This window comes from Rhodococcus sp. MT28, from assembly GCF_058792695.1.
In genome coordinates this window covers 1-18,155 of sequence record NZ_JBXAFD010000030.1, presented here as the reverse complement: position 1 = coordinate 18,155, position 18,155 = coordinate 1, and the positions used below count along the sequence as shown (strand labels likewise).

Below are 18,155 nucleotides of genomic sequence, written 5' to 3'. Positions count from 1 at the left end.
ACCTTCGATCGAACGCACCGCATCGGAGCAACGGAGTATGGCCGCCGAACAGGTACACCCGACTCGTCAGGAGAGTTCGATACTCGCCGCCCGCACGAAACAGCGATTCGAGGCGGTCACAACTCTCAAGAACGAAGGCATAGGAATCGATGCGATCGCACGGCAACTCGGACTGGCACGGGAGACCGTCCGCCGTTTCTACTACGCAAGCAGTGTCGATGAATTGTTGGGGGCGCCGCGGGCCGGCCGGCCAACTATGTTGGACGAGTTCGCCGAATACCTTCACGAGCGTTTCAATGACGGCCATGCCTCCGCTGCTGTACTTTACGAAGAACTTCGAGCATTGGGATATCGCGGCAGCTACAGCTCCGTCCGGGATTACCTTCGTCCGTTTCGCAGAATAGGGGCAGCACCACCGTCCACACCGAAAGTGCCGAAGGTGCGGCGGATCACGTCGTGGATGCTGCGTCACCCCGACAACCTCACCGACGACGAGCAGATCAGGCTCAAGCAGGTTCTCGCCAGCTGTCCACATCTCGAAGCAACTGCAGGCCATGTCAAGTCGTTTGCGGAGATGCTCATCGAACGCCTTGGCAAACAATTGAACTCGTGGACGTCTGCCGTCTCGGCAGATGATCTGCCGCACTTGCATCGCTTCGTCCGAGGTCTCGACACCGACCATGCAGCCGTCCGAAACGGGCTGACCCTGCCGCATAGTTCCGGCGCCGTCGAAGGCCACGTGAACCGAATCATTCTGTGGAATCTGACCACGCGGACGATCATGTTCTCCTCGGGGTTGACCACGGAACTGAGGAGACGATATGAGCGGCACGGTGACACTGGAGAACAAGTGGCCGGTACTGGGCCGGCATGCGCAGGCGACCGACTGGCTTCGGCTATGGACCGATCTCGGGCGGGCACCCCGAACGATCGACGCCTACGCGCGGGGGCTTGCCGAGTATCTGCAGGTGTGCGAGCGGGAGGGTGTCGATCCGCTCACCGCCACCCGCGCCCATATCGGTATTTATGTGCGGGAGCTGACCGAACGTCCCAGCCTCCGAGGCCCGAACGTCGTGTCCATCGACTCCGGATCCGGGCTGGCGAATGCCACGATCCAGCAACGACTGGTGTCGGTCCGACTGTTCTACGACTACCTCATGGAGGAAGGGCTGCGCGAGTCCAATCCTGTTGGTCGGGGCCGATATACGCCCGGCCGACGCAGCAGTGGCCACCAGCGTGGGCTCGTGCCCCGCTTGACGAAACTGCCGTGGATTCCCACCGAACAGCAGTGGGCGGACATCCTCGAAGTCGCCGCCGCGGAACCGGTCCGAAACAGGGTGATGCTCGCCCTGGCCTACGACGCAGCGCTGCGCCGTGAGGAGCTGTGCTCGCTGCGTACCGACGATCTCGACCCCGCCCACCGCACCCTGAGGATCCGGGCGGAGACGACGAAGAACCGGCTCGAGCGGATTGTGCCGTACTCGGCTGCGACCGGTGTGCTGCTGTCGGGCTATCTCGTGCACCGGGCGAGTCTGAGCAGGGCACGTGGACCGCTGTTCCTGTCTGAGTCCCGCCGTAATCACGCGCAACCATTGAGCTTGTGGACGTGGTCGAAGGTGGTGCGCAGGATTGCGTTGGCCGCCGATGTTCCGCGGTTTTCCACCCACACAACTCGGCATCTGTGTCTGACGGATCTGGCCCGGATGGGTTGGGAGCTGCATACGATCGCGACATTCGCCGGGCATCGCCATACTGACTCGACGTTGCGATATATCCACCTGTCCGGCCGGGATCTTGCCGACAAGTACGGCCGCAGCATGGACCATATCCACGCCCAACGCATCGCGATGCTCGCGGCGGCAGGAACACAACGGTGACCGCGATATTGAAGGTCGACGTGGATACGGATCCTGAATCTCGTTGGTGCTCATCGATTATCGGACATAAGTTCGACACCACTATTGCGGTCCGCGCGGAAGAGTCGCGGGCCATCGGTGAACTCGGAATCCGCAATCTGCGACGGTTGCAGTATCACGATCCGACCGCGCCGGGCTGGCGTGTGATCGGACGACTGCTGCGACCGGTGGAGGCGGTCAACGCAGGGCTGGATTCGCCGCCCACTGCGCATCGGCGGCGTGCTATGGCCGATGCAATCGCAGTGCTGCTGACGCGTTGCGCCGAAGTGGGGCAGACCTTTTGGGGTTGGAGCACCGAAGAATGGATACATCTACTCGGCCGCGATCAGGCAGAGTTCCGCCGGAACGCGCCCAGTTGGGCCGGCGACGAGGTCCGCCCCTACCTCGCCGCGCACGCCTACCTGCTCGGTTCCTTCACCGAGTTCCACCAGCTCGGCAGCTTCCAACGACTCACTCTGTCGTGGCGAATCTTTGGTCGCGACCGGGTCAGCGGTGAGATCGACAGGGTTCGTAAAGTGCTCGCCGAGTGGGGCTATCGGCTCGGGCACGGCGACGACACACTTCTGCCGATGGTGACCTGCCAGCTGTTCCTGCTCAACCGCAGCCCACACGTGGAAGATCTCGGCACCGAACTGTTCGATCGTGTCCGCCATGACGAATTGCTCGGCGGGGCCCGGCTGAACACTGTGCATGCCGTGCAACGGGCGGTGAATGCTCTGGGGTTCTGTGACCCGCCGCCCGCGACCACCGGTCGTGGCACTGCTCGGGCGATTGGTGGTGCGCAGGCCTGGCAGCAGTGGGTCGAACGCTGGTACGCGACTTCGACATTGACGCCACGAGCACGCGGAAATGTTCGGTTACGTCTGCTCAAGGTGGGCCGCTGGATCGCCGCCGAGCATCCCGATGCCGCCGATCCGGCTGCCTGGACGCGGCAGACGTGTGCGGCCTGGGTCGCCGCGGTCGACCGGATGAACGTCGGGGACTACGTGCACCGCACCACCGGACTCGAAGGGCGCGTGGGTAAGCCTCTGCAGGCCTCGACCAAAGATGGTCACCTATCGGCGATCCGAAGGTTCTTCGCCGACTGTCAGGAATGGGAATGGCTGCCAAGGCGTTTCGACCCTGGGCGGGCGCTGGCCACTCCGCGCAGCATCACCGCGCTGCTCGGCCCGAACCCTCGCGTGATCGCCGACGAGATCTGGGCCAAACTGCTTTGGGCAGGGCTGAATCTGTCGCAGGTCGATCTCCCTGAGACGCGGTCCGGCCACTTCTATCCACTCGAACTGGTCCGCGCAATCACGTTGTCCTGGTTGTTCTCTGGACAGCGCAGTGACGAGATCGCCCGCCTGCGGATCGGCTGCATTCGCTGGCAGCACGACGACAAATCCCTCGCCGGTGACTCCGATCAAGTCCTGGTGCGTGATGCGGTCTGCCTGCTCGATGTTCCGCCGCACAAGACCGGCACCGCGTTCACCAAGCCGGTCGACCCGATTCTCGGCCAAGCCCTCGACATCTGGCAGGCGATGCGCCCCACCCAACCGCAGTTTCTCGACCGCCGCACAGGCGAGCGAGTCGACCTGTTGTTCGCCTTCCGCGCTCGCCGAGTCTCCTTATCCTACATCAATAACACGGTCATCCCGATGCTCTGCCACAAGGCAGGTGTCCCGGCCGTCGACGTCCGAGGCAGCATCACCAGCCACCGAGCCCGGTCCACGATCGCTAGCCAGCTCTACAACGCCAAGGAACCGATGACTCTGTTCGAGCTGCAAGCCTGGCTCGGCCACCGCTCACCCCAATCCACCCAGTACTACGCCAGAATCAGCCCCAGCACGCTTACTCGGGCCTACACCGACGCCGGGTACTTCGCCCGCAACGTCCGCACCATCGAGGTCCTCATCGACCGCGACGCCGTCACCTCCAACGCGGTCGGAGATGAAACACCATGGCAGTACTACGATCTCGGGCACGGGTATTGCACCTACACCTTCTTCGAGCAATGCCCACACAGGATGGCGTGCGCTCGCTGTGACTTCTACGCCCCCAAGGCATCCAGCAAAGCGCAACTGCTCGAAGCCAAGGACAACCTCCAACGCATGCTCATCGCGATCCCACTCAACGACGACGAACGCGCAGCCATCGAGGACGGCCAGCGCGGCCTCGACAACCTCCTCGACCGGCTGCTCGACGTCCCGACGCCGACCGGCACGACGCCACGCGAAATCGAGGTTCCGGCGACCGCGACCCTGCTTCCGATCGTTTCCGTCAACCAGAGCAGACGAGAATGTCCTTGACAATTCAGATTCCACGTAACTATCAAGATGCTCAAACGACAAATGTATGGGCGCGCTGGATTCGACTTGCTTCGCAAACGAATACTCCTCAGCGGCTGAAACTTTCAAAATCGATCACGGAAAGTGGGCCAGAACCACTTTTCAACCGTCGTCAACACTATTGAAACACGATGCGTGAAATCGTTGCGGCGATCAGCGCTGGCCGCTTGGCACCTTCGATTTCGAGGGTATGCTCCAGCTGGATCTGAAGTGCCCCGCCGTGTACTTCCTCGACAGAAGCCAATGTTGAACGTAGACGAACCTGCGCACCGACTAGTACAGGGTTGACGAATCTTACTTTGTTCGATCCATAGTTGACGATCAGCTTGGCACCTTCGATCGTGTAAATCTGTGCTGCAAGTGTAGGCAACAGGGCCAAACTCAGGTATCCGTGCGCTATCGGACCGCCGAAAGGACTTTCCGCGGTGGCGCGTTCGACATCGATGTGAATCCACTGGTGGTCGCCTGTAGCTTCTGCGAATTGGTCGACCATGTTCTGGGTGATGGCCTTCCAGTCGCTCGTACCCAGATCGTCACGGACGGCGGCGTGTAGTTCCTCGGGTGTCCTAAATGTTCGCATGCTTATCGAGTTCCTCTATCAGTGTCAGTGGATGTTTTCAAACACCGCAGCAAGTCCCTGTCCACCGCCGATACACATAGTCTCCAAGCCGTACCTCACATCTCGCCGCCGCATCTCACGAAGCAACGTCGCGAGTATCCGGCCGCCCGTTGCCCCCACCGGGTGTCCCAGCGAAATACCCGAACCATGCGGGTTCAGTCGCTGATCGTCGGGTTCAACTCCCCAGGTACGCAGCACCGCCAGCGTCTGCGCTGCGAACGCTTCGTTCAACTCGATCACATCCATGTCGGCCAACGTCAAGCCCGCACGACTAAGCGCTTTCTCGGATGCCGGCACGGGTCCGATGCCCATGGTCCGGGGAGGCACACCGGCCAGTCCCCAACTCACCAACCGTGCCAGGGGCCGGAGACCGAGTTCGGCTGCCCGACCCGGAGTGGTCACGATGGCAAGGGCGGCTCCGTCGTTCTGTCCACTTGCGTTGCCCGCGGTGACAGTCGAGTCCGGATCGATCTTCGACCTTATCGGACGGAGCTTGGCCAGACCCTCGACAGAGGTGTCGGCACGCGGGTGCTCGTCGGTGTCGACCAGAAGTGGCTCGCCGCGCCGCTGCGGAATCGGCACTACCGCGATCTCTTCGGCGAACACGCCGTTCTTCTGTGCTGTAACCGCACGCTGGTGCGATTGCACCGCGAGTGCGTCCTGATCTGCACGGCTGATGGAGAACTCTGCACGTAGGTGCTCGGCGGTTTCGATCATCCCGCCGAGCACCGGGAAGTTCGTCCCGCCTGCGGTGACACGGGCCCGTGCCAATCGATCGCTCAACACTACCGATTCGGCCTTAACGCCCCACCGCATGCCGGTGGCATAGAACTCGGCCTGACTCATGCTTTCGACTCCCCCGGCGAGGACCAGATCGCTGCCACCCGACTGCACTTGCATGCACGCTTGCAGAACAGCCTGTAGGCCGGAGCCGCATCGTCGGTCGACCTGCTGACCGGGTACCTCGATCCCGAGGCCGGTGTCGAGTGCTGCGACGCGTCCGATGGCCGGTGACTCTCCGTTCGGTGACGCTTGTCCGAGAATGACGTCGTCGATCACGGTCCCGTCCAGTCCGGTGCGGGCGCACAGTTCCTTGATCACGATGGCAGCGAGTTCCTGCGGTGCGACGTCGCGGAATACTCCCCCGAAGCGTCCGACTGGTGTGCGCAGCGGTTCGCAGATGACGGCGTTTGGCATGAATTTCCTTCTTGGATGCGTGGATCGAGCAATTGAGACCGGCGGCGGTCGCTACATGTAGCGTCCGCCGGTGACCTCGGAGACCGTTCCGGTCATGTACGAGGACAGGTCAGAGGCATAGAACAGGGCGACCGACGCCACCTCACGGGGGTCACCGGCACGCTGCATCGGGATTTCCGACATCTTTTGATCCCATGCCTTCTGCGGCATCGCTTCGGTCATCGCCGTCTTGATCAAACCCGGCTGAATCACATTCACTCGGACACCGAGGTGCGCAACTTCTTTCGCTGCTGCCTTGGACAGGCCGACGATTCCGGCTTTCGCGGCCGAGTAGTTGCTCTGGCCGATAAAGCCCACCTTCGCTGAAATCGAGGACAGATTGATGATCGATCCCCCGCCGTTTTCGCGCATGACGCCGGCCGCGATCCGCGTGCCGTTCCAACACCCTTTCAGGTGCACGTCGATGACCTGATCGAACTGATCCTCGGTCATCTTCCGCATGGTTGCATCACGGGTGATCCCCGCATTGTTGACCATGATGTCAATCGACCCGAACGAAGAAGCGGCACTGTCCACCAAGGCTTGCACGTCTTCGGCGGAGGTCACGTTGCAACGCACCCCGACGGCGTCCGTAGGTAGAGCGGCGGCGGCTTCTTTCGCTTTCGTTTCGTCGAGATCGCCGATCACGATGTTCGCCCCGTTTTCGGCGAACAGTGTCGCGATCGCGAGACCGATGCCCTGGGCACCGCCGGTGATGACCGCTGTACGCCCTGAAATCATGAATTGTCCTGTTCTGAAGTGTGATTGGGATAGTCGTATCACCGAACGAGGTCGGTGTCGAAAGCAGGGTCCTGCACGGCGACGCCTTCACGCAGCATGGTGTCCACCGTGTCCGGATCCTGCCCGGATTCGATCAACAACGAGCGTGTGTGCTGCCCCAGTGCGGGAACGTCGCCCATGCGTGCCTCGAAGTCAGCGAACGTCGCCGGTGGCAGCAAAGCCCGTGCGGTCGAGTGTTCGGTGCCGACGGTCCGCCAACGGTCGCGTTCGACGATCTGCGGATGCTCGATGACTTGCCTCATCTGTTTCACCTGGGCCGCAGGGATGCCGGCGGCAGCCAACTTCGTGTCGAGATCTGTTGTCGTGAACAACGATGTGCGTGCGGCGACGACGGCATCGCATTCAGCGCGGTTCTGGACGCGTAAAACATTAGTGGCGAAGCGCAGGTCTTCGGCCATCTCCGGAATTCCTAGTACGTCAGTGACGAGGGTCTGCCAACCGCGATCGTTCTGGACGCCGATCAGTATCTGTCCGTCCTGGGTCGGATATGCATCGTACGGGGCGATGGAGCTGTGACTGACACCCATCCGCGGAGGCTGCGCGCCGGTGTACATCTGTGTGTACATCGCGTGCCCCAACCACTCCACCGTCGAGTCGAGCATCGAGATGTCGATCGTCGCACCAGCACCCGTGCGCCCACGCCTGAGCAATGCCGCAAGCACTGCTTGAGCGCAATACATGCCAGTAGCGATGTCGGCCGTAGGTACTCCCGTCTTGGCGGGTTCGTCCGGTGTTCCGGTAATGGAAATCAAGCCCGCTTCGGCCTGGATCAGCATGTCGTAGGACTTGCGATCCTGCATCGGCCCACCCTTACCGAATCCAGACATGTTGACGACGACCAGACTCGGCTTCGTCGCGCGTAATTCGTTCGCGCCGAATCCGAGTCGCTCTGAAGCACCAGGGGCAAGATTTTGTACGAAAACGTCCGCGTTCTCGATCAGCCGGTGGACGATACTGCGACCTCGGTTTGATTTGAGATCAATGGCGAGGGATTCCTTGCCTCGGTTGAGCCACACGAAGTGCGCACCCGTTCCATGCACTGCATGGTCGTAGCCACGTGCCAGATCACCTCCGTCGGTCCGTTCGATCTTGATCACTCGGGCACCAAGATCGGCGAGGTTTCTGGTTGCAAGGGGTGCTGCGACGGCCTGTTCGATCGCCACGACGGTGAACCCCTCGAGTGGTGCGTTCACTTGCTGCGCTTCTGCTGCGCGCGAATCAATCCGCCTCCGACGATCAGGCGCTGAATTTCGCTCGTGCCCTCGTACAAGCGAAGTAGCCGAACGTCACGATAGATCCGCTCGACCGGAACCTCCCGCATATACCCTGCCCCGCCATGGATTTGGACAGCCAGATCAGCGACCTTGCCGACCATTTCGGTGCAGAACAGTTTCACGGCCGATGGAGCTATCCACCGATCGGTGTCCTCGACCCAGGCCCTCGCTGCCTCACGGACCATGGCCCGGCCCGCCATGACCCCAATCCGTTGGTCGGCGATCATCGCCTGAACTAGCTGGAAGTTTCCGATTGGTTCGCCACCCTGAGTCGATGCTGCTGCGTGCGCGACGGACTCGTCGAGCGCACGTTGCGCCTGGCCGACAGCGAGTGCCGCGATGTGCACACGTCCGCGTGCCAGCGAGGTCATCGCCGCCTTGTATCCGATGTCTCCCTTTCCGCCGACCAGTGACTCGGCGTCGACCTTCACGTCGGTGAACGTCACGTCCGCAGTGCCCGACCCTTGCTGGCCCATCTTGGCGTCCTTGACCCCGATCTCGATCCCGGCAGTATCTGCCGGGACAAGGAAGACTGCGATACCGTTTCCGCTCTCCGGCTTCGGATCCAGCTTGGCGAAGACGACAAACATGTCGGCGATGGGCGCATTGGTGATGTATCGCTTGTTGCCGTTGATCATCCAGCCCGAGCCGTCTGCCTTGGCGGTCGTCCTGAGCCCTGCGGGGTTCGATCCTGCCCCGTCCTCGGTCAGCGCAAACGAGGCGACGATGTCACCGGCGGCCATGCCCGGTAGCCACTGCGCTTTCTGATCCTCGGTTCCGAACCCGACGAGGACCTGCCCGGCGATACCGTTGTTGGTTCCGAACATCGAGCGGAGTGCCAGCGAGGTGTAGCCGAGTTCCATGGCAAGCTCGACATCCTGAATGAGGTTGAGGCCCAAGCCGCCCCACTTCTGGGGTATCGAAAAACCGAACAAGCCCATCTCTGCAGACTGTGTCCGTATATCGGCAGGTATTGCGTCGGTGTTCATGATCTCGAGTTCCCGCGGAACCACCCACGACCGCACGAAGTGTGAAATCTGCTTCAGCACGTCGGAGAAGACATCGTCGGGTACTTCGGGGTTCAGCGTTTCCATACGAGAACTATCAACCCCACCATTACTGTCAGTCCAATACTTAATTGATACTTGTGTATTACCGTAGATGCAATAAAGGAGTCCCTGGATGGATGTCGAACAACTTCGCGCGTTCCTCGCCGTCGCCGAGGAGCTTCACTTCGGTCGCGCCGCGGCCCGACTGCATGTGGCGCAGCCGCCCCTCAGTCGCACCATCAAACAACTCGAAAAGCATCTGGGTGCAAGACTGTTCGATCGAAATACCCGTTCCGTGAAATTGACGGCCAGCGGTCAGGCATTGATCGAACCTGCACGCGCAGTCCTCGAAGGTTTGCGTAGCGCGGAAGACGCAGTCAAGTCGGCCGCCGGCGGCGAGAGTGGTTTGGTGCGAATCGCGTTCGCCGGCGTCTCGACGCATCGCATGGTCGCGCGGCTTGCCCGCATCGTGCGCTCTGAGCATCCAGGTATCGAGTTGGAACTTTCCAGCCAGAACTTCGCTCAGCCAGCCATGAAGAGGCTGCTCAGCGGGGACACCGACATAGCGTTGGGTAGGTGGGATGTCATTCCTGCGAGCGTGGAGTCCGAGGTGGTACTAGTCGACCATCTGGTCGTGGCAGTGGCCGACACACACACGTTGGCCGGTGCGACTCGGGTCGATATCGACCGACTCGCGAACGAGCAGTTCATCTCACTGCCGTTCCACGAAGGATCTGTCCTTCCTGATCGGCTGCGCCGACTCGCCGTCGCCCGCGGGTTCGTCGCCGATGTCGTTCAGATCGCACCGGACACCCAGACCGCTCTGGCTCTGGTGGCGGCCGAGGTCGGCTGTCACCTGACGTTGTCGTCGGTGGCGGACAACGTCACCGACCCTCATGTGGTTTTCGTGCCGCTATGTGATTCGACGGCAGACGTGGACATGCGGGCAGCGTGGCGGAGAGACAGTACTAACCCAGCGCTGCGAGTGGTCCTGCAATACGTCATCGGTCTCCGGCAGCACTGAGACTAGATGCCGAGTTTTCAGTCTCAGGAGCGCGGCGAGCGCCATCGCTTCCGGACACGGTCAGCTGGCCACTGTTCCAGAGCTCTTGCCGCCAGGTTCCTCGCTGATAGAGGCATCGTCGCGCGGAAATCGCGCATTCTGCGGATCGTCGATACCGAACAATGACGTTCCGAGGGGTCAGCTACGAATCTTCAACGCCCGCATCTTCCTGTACAGGGTGGTACGGCCGATCCCTAACAGTCCCGCCGCCAACGACTTGTTCCCATTCGTTTCCGACAATGCCCGGTTGATTGCATCACGCTCCGCTTCTTCGTAGCGGCTCAGGGACGGCGTTGACGATCCGCGGGCATGAGTGGACGTCGCCGTGAAATTGCCCGTTGATCCGTGGTCGCGGTCGGGTAACGGATCAGGCGACGCCGAGGGTGCATCGTCGCGTCGTCGCCAATCCAGACCCATCACTGCATCCTCGGACGCAGACTCTGCATCGCTCGGATCAGTGAATTCGAGCGCGAAGATCGCGTCCTGCCCTGCTCGCCCTAATCGGCGGACGGTTGCCTCGGTGCCGAGAGTCGGTAGCTCGAGACGCATGCTGTCCTCATCCCACCGATACCGGCGCAAGGTGTCCCACAACCCTGCGTGTGCTTCCGCGTCGAAGTGCGCGAGAGCCGGGAGGTCGGTCATCACGGTTCCTGAGTTCATCACCAGTACCGGATTCTTGGAGGTGCGCAAGTTGCGATATGTGCGCGCCAGCTCGAGATCTCGCGAATCGGCCATGAGTTCGAGGGCTTCGGAAATCTCGTACCCGGCTTGCCGGACCATCGACACCATCAGGGGACTGGCCGAATCGACATGAGATGCGATGGACAGCGATCCGACGATTCTGCCCGTGATCGGATGCTTGATAGGCGTTCCGGCACATGCCAGGGATGCAAGCGCGTCGTTGAAGTGTTCTGTTCCGCGGACGAACACTACTCCGCGTGCTTCGATCGGCGTGCCCAAACCGTTGGTGCCCAGGGCTTGCTCGGAGAAGTCGAAACCTTCGACAGCGTTGGCGCGGTCCAGGGAGGGCTCGTCCTGCGGGTCGACGATGCGGCGTGAGACTATGCGACCTGCCTCGTCGGCCAAAAACAGGGTCATCCGCGAATCGGTCAGGTTGGTCTGCCACTGGTCGAGAATGCGACCAGCAGCGCGCAGGATGGCTGTGTCGGGATCTATTTCGCCGACTATGTGAGGACCTGCTGCCGGGTCAACGCTCAGCGAGACCGAACGGCGCCAACTCTGCTCGATTTCGTGCGCGACAAGCGATGCAGGCAGCGAAGCCCGCACGAGCCCCTGAGTGATCAGTTGCTCGCGCGCGCGTCGTACGGCGTCGTCGCGGTGTGCGCGGTCGCTCACTTTTCTAGTGTGGAGTAGTAAGGACGATGCGTCCAGCAACGCCACCTGCCGTGAGCTCATCCAATGCGCGGGTGACCTCCGCTGCCGACAGGGCACGCTCGGCTATCGGAATGGTGGGGATCTGCCCCGTTTGGGCGATCCGAACGAGGTCTCGCAGTTGGTCGAGCGTTCCGACGAAACTGCCTTCGAGGCGAATCATGCGCAAAGCGAGTAGTGCCGTGGGGACGGTGAATTCGCCGCCGAAGAGTCCGACCTGCACCATGATTCCTGCCTTGGCCAACACCTCGAACCCCAGTGTTGCGGTGGCTCCATTGTTGACGAAGTCGATGACCGCCCCGGCCGGCCCTCCCACAGCGCGTCGAACGTCGCGCGCTGTTGTATCCGAACCCGAGAGCACGGTGGCCGATGCGCCCATGTCGCGAGCGAGGGACAGGTTCTGATCTGCGCGGTCGACCGCGCAGATCGCCCGATGTCCTCGCGCACGCAGGATCGCGATAGCTGTCAGCCCTAGCCCGCCCGCACCGAAAACGACGACCGGCTCGTCCGGTTCGAGCGGAAGGATCCTGTCGACCGCACTGTGGGCCGTCAATCCTGAACAGGCAAGCGTCGCAGCCCAACTCGGATCCAGTCCGTCGATGTCGACGAGGTATTTCGCGTCGGGAACGAGGACGTATTCGGCGTACCCGCCGTGACGGGCAACACCGAGGTTTCTTCCTGTGGCGCAACTGTTGTCATGGCCTGATCGGCACTGGCGGCATTCGCCGCATCCGATCCACGGATAGATCAAGCGGACATCACCAGGGCGTACAGTGTCCACGGCTTCGCCTACCTGCTCTACGATGCCGACGACTTCGTGGCCGAGCACCATGGGGTATTCGACGCCACGGTCTTTCATGTTCATCATCCCTTTGCTGCCGAGGTCATAGCCACCCTCGCGTAGGTGTGTGTCGGTGTGACACACACCGGCTCTCAGCACCCGCAGAAGAACGCTGCTCCCTTCAGGCGCCGGCACGGGGACCTCCACTTCGTGGATCGTCGTATCGTCGGGAAACACTGCATATGCGCGCATGAACAAGCACCTCTTCGGGTGGAAGGAATGTGGCGGTGTCCTCATCATGACCACGCATCCTGACTGCCGACTGTTTCATAACGGAACACAGGTGTCGTGCATTGTGCTCCTACGTTGGTTCTAGAAGGGAGTGCTGCCCGTCACAAAACTTCCAGTGTGTGGCACGCCCGACATATCAGACCGCGGCCGATTTCCTTTTCGCCGTGACGAGCCCAGGAGAACCCATGAGCACCGCCGTTGCCAGCGATTCGAACGCCACACATGATGACAGCACCGATGACGTACTGCGAGAACTCTATGCCGATTGGTCTGAGATCATGTCGAGCACACCGGATCTGACGATCCGTCTACTACGTTCGATCTTCGACGAGTGGCACCAACCGACCGTAGAACCCGAAGGGGTGACTTACCGCGAAGACACTGTCGGCGGCGTCCCCGGCATCTGGTGCTTGCCCGAAGGAGCAGATCGGTCGAAAGTTCTGCTCTACACCCACGGTGGAGGTTTCGCCGTCGGCTCCGCATCGAGCCACCGCAAACTTGCTGGCCACGTCGCTAAAGCGCTCGGATCGGCCAGTCTCGTGCTCGACTACCGGCGCGCCCCGGAACACACACATCCCGCGCAGATCGAGGACGGTGTCGCAGCGTTCGACGCGCTCGTGGCTTCCGGCATCACCGCTCGTGATATCACCACCATCGGTGATTCGGCAGGCGGGAACCTGGCTATCGCCATCGCTCTGGCCCTCGCCGACCAAGGCAAAAGTGGCCCTGGCAGTGTCATTGCCTTCTCCCCCTGGCTGGACATGGAGAACAAAGGCCAGACTCTGGTCACCAACAACGACACCGATGCGCTGATCACACCAGAGTTGTTGGAAGGCATGATCTCCGGCGTTCTCGGAGGCACCGTCGACCCGACCACTCCACTCGCGAACCCGCTGCACGCCGACTTCGCAGGCTTCCCACGGCTGTATCTCACGGCTGGCAGCGTTGAATCACTCCTCGACAATGCCACCCGAGTGGCCGAACGCGCCGAAGCTGCCGGTGTCGATGTCACCCTTTCGATCGGGGAAGGGCAGCAGCATGTCTACCCGTTTCTGGCCGGCCGTTCCCCGCTTGTTGCCGAGGAATTTGCGCAGCTATCCGCCTGGTACCACGCCTGAACTTTCATTCCTCGTAACGACCAAGGACTTCAAACCATGACTACACAAAAGGCCCTGACCACTGTCGATGCCATCGTCATCGGCGCCGGATTCGGCGGGATCTACGCCGTCCACAAACTGGCCAACGAGCTCGGCCTCACGACGGTCGGCTTCGACAAGGCAGACGGCCCGGGCGGCACGTGGTACTGGAACCGCTACCCGGGTGCACTGTCCGACACCGAAAGCCACGTCTACCGGTTCTCATTCGACCGTGACCTGCTTCAGGACGGTACCTGGAAGCACACCTACACCACTCAACCCGAGATTCTCGAATACCTTGAGGATGTCGTTTCCCGGTTCGACCTACGCCGGCACTTCCACTTCGGCACTGCCGTCGAATCTGCGGTGTATCTCGAAGACGAACAACTGTGGGAAGTCACCACCGACACAGGCGAGATCTACCGCGCTACCTACGTCGTCAATGCTGTCGGGCTCCTCTCCGCCATCAATCGACCGGATCTGCCCGGTCTCGAGACATTCGAAGGCGAGACCATCCACACCGCAGCGTGGCCCGAGGGCAAGGATCTCACCGGCCGCCGCGTCGGCGTGATCGGTACCGGATCTACTGGGCAACAGGTCATCACGGCCCTGGCGCCAACGGTCGAACACCTCACTGTATTCGTGCGAACTCCCCAGTACTCGGTGCCGGTCGGCAAGCGCGCGGTGACCGACGAGCAGATCGACGCAGTCAAAGCCGACTACGAGAACATCTGGACTCAGGTCAAAAGATCCTCGGTGGCATTCGGCTTCGAGGAATCTACTGTTCCGGCCATGAGCGTGTCCGCGGAAGAACGCCTCAGGGTCTACGAAGAGGCATGGGAGCAGGGCGGCGGTTTCCGATTCATGTTCGGAACCTTCGGTGACATCGCTACCGACGAAGAAGCCAACGAAACTGCAGCATCGTTCATTCGCTCGAAGATCACCGCCATGATCGAAGACCCGGAGACTGCCCGCAAACTGACGCCCACCGGACTATTCGCGAGACGACCGTTGTGCGACGACGGGTACTTCCAGGTCTTCAACCGCCCGAACGTCGAGGCGGTCGCCATCAAGGAAAACCCCATTCGTGAGATCACAGCCAAGGGCGTGGTGACCGAGGACGGCGTCCTGCACAAATTGGACGTCCTGGTCTTCGCCACCGGCTTCGACGCCGTCGACGGGAACTACCGCCGCATGACCATTTCCGGTCGCGGTGGCCTGAACATCAACGACCATTGGGACGGCCAACCCACCAGCTACCTGGGGATTGCCACCGCGAACTTCCCCAACTGGTTCATGGTGCTCGGCCCCAACGGACCGTTCACGAACCTTCCTCCAAGCATCGAAACTCAGGTCGAGTGGATCAGCGACACCATAGGTTACGTCGAGCGGACAGGTGTGCGGGCGATCGAACCCACACCGGAGGCGGAATCCGCATGGACCGCGACCTGCACGGACATCGCGAACATGACCGTCTTCACCAAGGTTGATTCATGGATCTTCGGGGCCAATGTTCCAGGAAAGAAGCCCAGCGTGCTGTTCTACCTTGGCGGGCTCGGCAACTACCGCGCCGTCCTGGCAGACGTCACCGAGGGGGGCTATCAGGGCTTTGCTCTGAAGACGGCCGACACCGTCGACGCCTGACTCCCGATCGATACGAAAACAGGAGACGACCATGGGTGTGTACACCACCATCGACCCTGCCAACGGTCAGGAATTCGCGCGGTATCCGGAAATATCGGACGACGAGTTGGACGTCCTCATCGGCAGCAGCGCAAACGCCTACAGGAGTTGGCGCGCAACAGATCTCGAACAAAGAAGCCTTGCGCTTGGCAGGGTCGCCGAACTCTATCGAGAACAATCCCACGAACTGGCCAAGCTGCTCACTTTGGAGATGGGCAAACCGATCGCACAAGCACAAGGCGAGGTGGAGCTGGTTGCCTCGATCTATCAGTATTACGCAGACCACGCCGCAGAATTCATGCAGGATGAGACCCTCGACATCGCCGGTAGCGGGACGGCGGTCGTGCGGACCGAGCCGATCGGACCGCTCGTCGGAGTCATGCCGTGGAACTACCCCTATTACCAGGTGGCACGCTTCGCTGCTCCCAACATCGCACTGGGCAACACGATCATCCTCAAACATGCGCGCAACTGCCCGCAGTCCGCCCTGGCCATCGAGCGAGTCTTCCTCGAAGCCGGGCTGCCGACCGACGTATATCGCAATGCCTTCGTCTCCTCAGCCCAGGTCGCTGCGGCTGTAGCGGATCAGCGAGTCCAAGGTGTGTCACTGACCGGATCGGAGAAGGCAGGGTCGGCCGTCGCTGAGGTAGCGGGCCGGCACCTGAAGAAATGCGTACTTGAACTGGGCGGTTCGGACCCCTTCATCGTATTGGAAGATGCCGACATAGACATCGCTGCTGCCGCCGCCGTCGTCGGTCGGCTCGGAAACGGCGGACAGGCGTGCACTGCGTCGAAGCGGTTTCTCGTCGACGACAGCGTGTACGACGAATTCGTAACGAAGTTCGTCGACGGGATGGCTGGCTGGCTACCCGACGACCCGACCAGCCCCGAGACAAAGCTCGGGCCACTCGCGTCGCACGCGGGAGTCGAGGAAGTCGACGAGCTTGTCCAGGACGCACTCTCCCGCGGGGCCGAGGCTCTCTTGGGTGGCAACCGACCGGAAGGGGTCGGCGCCTACTACCCGCCCACCGTGCTGGCTGGAGTTACACGCGAGATGCGTGCATTCCGCGAAGAGCTGTTCGGCCCGGTAGCGGTCCTCTACCGCACCCGGTCTCTAGATGAGGCGATCGACCTGGCCAACGACTCCCCGTTCGGCCTCTCATCCAGTGTGTTCACCTCGGATCCGGACAAGGCCGGCCGAGTGGCCGAGGAACTCGAAACCGGAATGGTCTGGATCAACGGCACCAGCAAGACGGCCCCGGACCTACCGTTCGGCGGTGTCAAGGGATCGGGGTTCGGTCGCGAGCTCGCCAAGTTCGGCTTGAACGAATTCGCCAACAAAAAGTTGGTGCGAAATCCGAAGGGAATGAAATGACCAAGCGTGTTGAAGGCAAAATTGCCGTCGTGACCGGTGGCGCCACAGGTATGGGGCGCGCGCACGCCCAGCTGTTAGCGGAAGAGGGTGCCGCCGTTGTCGTCACCGATATCGACGTCGAAGGCGGCAAGGAGACCGTCAAGCTGATCGAGAAGGACGGCGGTACTGCGTCTTTCGTGCAGCACGACGTCTCGAGTTCGGCAGGTTGGAAGGTTGTCGTCGACCATGCCGTCCAGTCCCACGGCCGCGTCGACATCCTGGTGAACAATGCGGGCATCCTCGCTTTCACGTCACTGCAGGACACGGAGGAAGACGTGTGGGACCGCATCTTCGCGGTCAATGCCAAGGGCACGTACCTGGGCTGCAAGACGATCATCCCTGCGATGAAGGAGTCGAAGGCGCCGTCGATCGTCAACATCTCGTCCATGTACGGGATCATCGGCGCCCCAAATGCAGCCGCCTACGAGGCATCGAAGGGTGCAGTGCGGACTCTGACGAAAGCCGCTGCAGTGGACCTGCAAGAGTTCGGGATTCGAGTGAACTCGGTGCACCCAGGAGTGATTGCGACGGCGATGACAAACGATATCCTGGCCGATCCCGAAGGGAAGAAGGCTCTCTTGGGCACCACCATCCTGGGTCGTGCGGCCCAGCCGGAGGAGGTATCCACGGTGGTACTGTTTCTTGCCTCGGATGAGTCCTCGTTCATGACCGGGTCCGAAGTCGTAGTCGACGGCGGCTACATCGCTCAATAGGGCAGCTTCAGCTTAATTCAGTGCACCGCGCCTCGGGTGGCATCAGCCGAGGCGCGGGGCACTGTAAGGACAAGCGGCCAGCCAACTACCAGTGCATCCTGCAACTCGAAACACACCACATACCAGGCAATTTCGACTTCGGCCACCGCACGATATCGACGGAAAGGCGATGCCCGTCCGGCTGTTGAAACACATGAGGGACCGCATGGTGCCGACGACCTGCTCACCTCATCCAGCCAGTCAAAAACGACCTGCCAAACCGCTGTAGTTCCTGCCGCCCCGCCGAGTGCAGTGGCGGGGGTGCGGACACGCGTCAAACCCGTTACGCCCCAAGGAGAAACCAACCACGGGGACATGCCACTACCGCAGTTCAAGCCCAATATGCGGCCGTGCTCCAGCAGACCATCGACGGCCGCTGACTCAGGACCCCTCGCCCGACTCCGGCCCGCCGGCACCC

The 18,155-nt window shown here is 61.5% G+C and carries 15 protein-coding genes and 1 pseudogene; 8 read left to right on the top strand and 8 right to left on the bottom strand.

What is annotated here, in order from left to right:
• A partial coding sequence (locus AC1Q6C_RS32495) for a hypothetical protein (protein WP_492667080.1) occupies positions 1 to 307 on the bottom strand: 307 nt, incomplete at its 3' end.
• Between AC1Q6C_RS32495 and AC1Q6C_RS32490 the strand changes: the two are divergent.
• The 3 genes and pseudogenes from AC1Q6C_RS32490 to AC1Q6C_RS32480 all read left to right on the top strand — a co-directional run.
• A pseudogene (locus AC1Q6C_RS32490) lies at positions 257 to 739 on the top strand (transposase); the annotation flags it as partial. The gene AC1Q6C_RS32495 and the pseudogene AC1Q6C_RS32490 overlap by 51 nt on opposite strands.
• An 82-nt stretch (positions 740 to 821) precedes the next feature.
• Positions 822 to 1,877 carry a tyrosine-type recombinase/integrase gene (locus tag AC1Q6C_RS32485; protein WP_075836540.1) on the top strand — a complete coding sequence of 352 codons (1,056 nt, stop codon included), beginning with the start codon at positions 822 to 824 and terminating at the stop codon, positions 1,875 to 1,877.
• Positions 1,874 to 4,207: a tyrosine-type recombinase/integrase gene (locus AC1Q6C_RS32480; protein ID WP_223304707.1), complete on the top strand. Its 2,334-nt coding sequence runs from the start codon at positions 1,874 to 1,876 to the stop codon at positions 4,205 to 4,207. The genes AC1Q6C_RS32485 and AC1Q6C_RS32480 overlap by 4 nt, the downstream gene beginning before the upstream one ends.
• 157 nt (positions 4,208 to 4,364) lie before the next feature.
• On the opposite strand, the gene AC1Q6C_RS32475 is transcribed toward AC1Q6C_RS32480, so the two are convergent.
• From AC1Q6C_RS32475 to AC1Q6C_RS32455, 5 genes are read right to left on the bottom strand one after another with little or no spacing between them, the layout of a single operon-like run.
• The gene (locus AC1Q6C_RS32475; RefSeq protein WP_075836538.1) at positions 4,365 to 4,826 is read right to left on the bottom strand and encodes a MaoC family dehydratase; all 462 of its coding nucleotides are present in this window, start codon (positions 4,824 to 4,826) and stop codon (positions 4,365 to 4,367) included.
• Between the two features lie 24 nt (positions 4,827 to 4,850).
• Positions 4,851 to 6,062 (bottom strand): acetyl-CoA C-acetyltransferase, encoded by a 1,212-nt coding sequence (locus tag AC1Q6C_RS32470; RefSeq protein ID WP_075836536.1) that lies wholly within the window; start codon positions 6,060 to 6,062, stop codon positions 4,851 to 4,853.
• Between the two features lie 51 nt (positions 6,063 to 6,113).
• Positions 6,114 to 6,842: a 3-oxoacyl-ACP reductase FabG gene (gene fabG, locus AC1Q6C_RS32465; RefSeq protein WP_075836534.1), complete on the bottom strand. Its 729-nt coding sequence runs from the start codon at positions 6,840 to 6,842 to the stop codon at positions 6,114 to 6,116.
• 38 nt (positions 6,843 to 6,880) lie between these two features.
• Positions 6,881 to 8,095, bottom strand: a complete 1,215-nt coding sequence (locus AC1Q6C_RS32460; RefSeq protein ID WP_075836532.1) for a CaiB/BaiF CoA transferase family protein — start codon at positions 8,093 to 8,095, stop codon at positions 6,881 to 6,883.
• Positions 8,092 to 9,270, bottom strand: a complete 1,179-nt coding sequence (locus AC1Q6C_RS32455) for an acyl-CoA dehydrogenase family protein (protein ID WP_075836530.1) — start codon at positions 9,268 to 9,270, stop codon at positions 8,092 to 8,094. Before AC1Q6C_RS32455 ends, AC1Q6C_RS32460 begins: the two co-directional genes overlap by 4 nt.
• 88 nt (positions 9,271 to 9,358) lie before the next feature.
• On the opposite strand from AC1Q6C_RS32455, the gene AC1Q6C_RS32450 reads away from it, so the two are divergent.
• Complete coding sequence (locus AC1Q6C_RS32450) at positions 9,359 to 10,249, top strand: LysR family transcriptional regulator (RefSeq protein ID WP_075836528.1); 891 nt, start codon at positions 9,359 to 9,361, stop codon at positions 10,247 to 10,249.
• 177 nt (positions 10,250 to 10,426) lie between these two features.
• Here AC1Q6C_RS32450 and AC1Q6C_RS32445 read toward each other — a convergent pair whose 3' ends face one another.
• Positions 10,427 to 11,644: a helix-turn-helix domain-containing protein gene (locus AC1Q6C_RS32445; protein WP_075836526.1), complete on the bottom strand. Its 1,218-nt coding sequence runs from the start codon at positions 11,642 to 11,644 to the stop codon at positions 10,427 to 10,429.
• Positions 11,645 to 11,648: 4 nt separating this feature from the next.
• A complete protein-coding gene (locus AC1Q6C_RS32440) occupies positions 11,649 to 12,713 on the bottom strand; it encodes an alcohol dehydrogenase (protein ID WP_075836525.1) in 1,065 nt (354 codons plus the stop codon).
• Between the two features lie 224 nt (positions 12,714 to 12,937).
• Here AC1Q6C_RS32440 and AC1Q6C_RS32435 point away from each other — a divergent pair, with 224 nt between their 5' ends.
• Genes AC1Q6C_RS32435 through AC1Q6C_RS32420 form a run of 4 tightly spaced genes read left to right on the top strand, consistent with a single transcriptional unit; the run spans position 12,938 to position 17,698 of the window.
• The gene (locus tag AC1Q6C_RS32435) at positions 12,938 to 13,870 is read left to right on the top strand and encodes an alpha/beta hydrolase (RefSeq protein WP_075836524.1); all 933 of its coding nucleotides are present in this window, start codon (positions 12,938 to 12,940) and stop codon (positions 13,868 to 13,870) included.
• A gap of 36 nt (positions 13,871 to 13,906) precedes the next feature.
• Positions 13,907 to 15,532: a flavin-containing monooxygenase gene (locus AC1Q6C_RS32430; protein ID WP_075836523.1), complete on the top strand. Its 1,626-nt coding sequence runs from the start codon at positions 13,907 to 13,909 to the stop codon at positions 15,530 to 15,532.
• 31 nt (positions 15,533 to 15,563) lie between these two features.
• The gene (locus AC1Q6C_RS32425) at positions 15,564 to 16,946 is read left to right on the top strand and encodes an NAD-dependent succinate-semialdehyde dehydrogenase (RefSeq protein WP_075836522.1); all 1,383 of its coding nucleotides are present in this window, start codon (positions 15,564 to 15,566) and stop codon (positions 16,944 to 16,946) included.
• The gene (locus tag AC1Q6C_RS32420; RefSeq protein WP_075836521.1) at positions 16,943 to 17,698 is read left to right on the top strand and encodes a glucose 1-dehydrogenase; all 756 of its coding nucleotides are present in this window, start codon (positions 16,943 to 16,945) and stop codon (positions 17,696 to 17,698) included. The genes AC1Q6C_RS32425 and AC1Q6C_RS32420 overlap by 4 nt, the downstream gene beginning before the upstream one ends.
• The last annotated feature ends 457 nt before the right edge of the window (positions 17,699 to 18,155 follow it).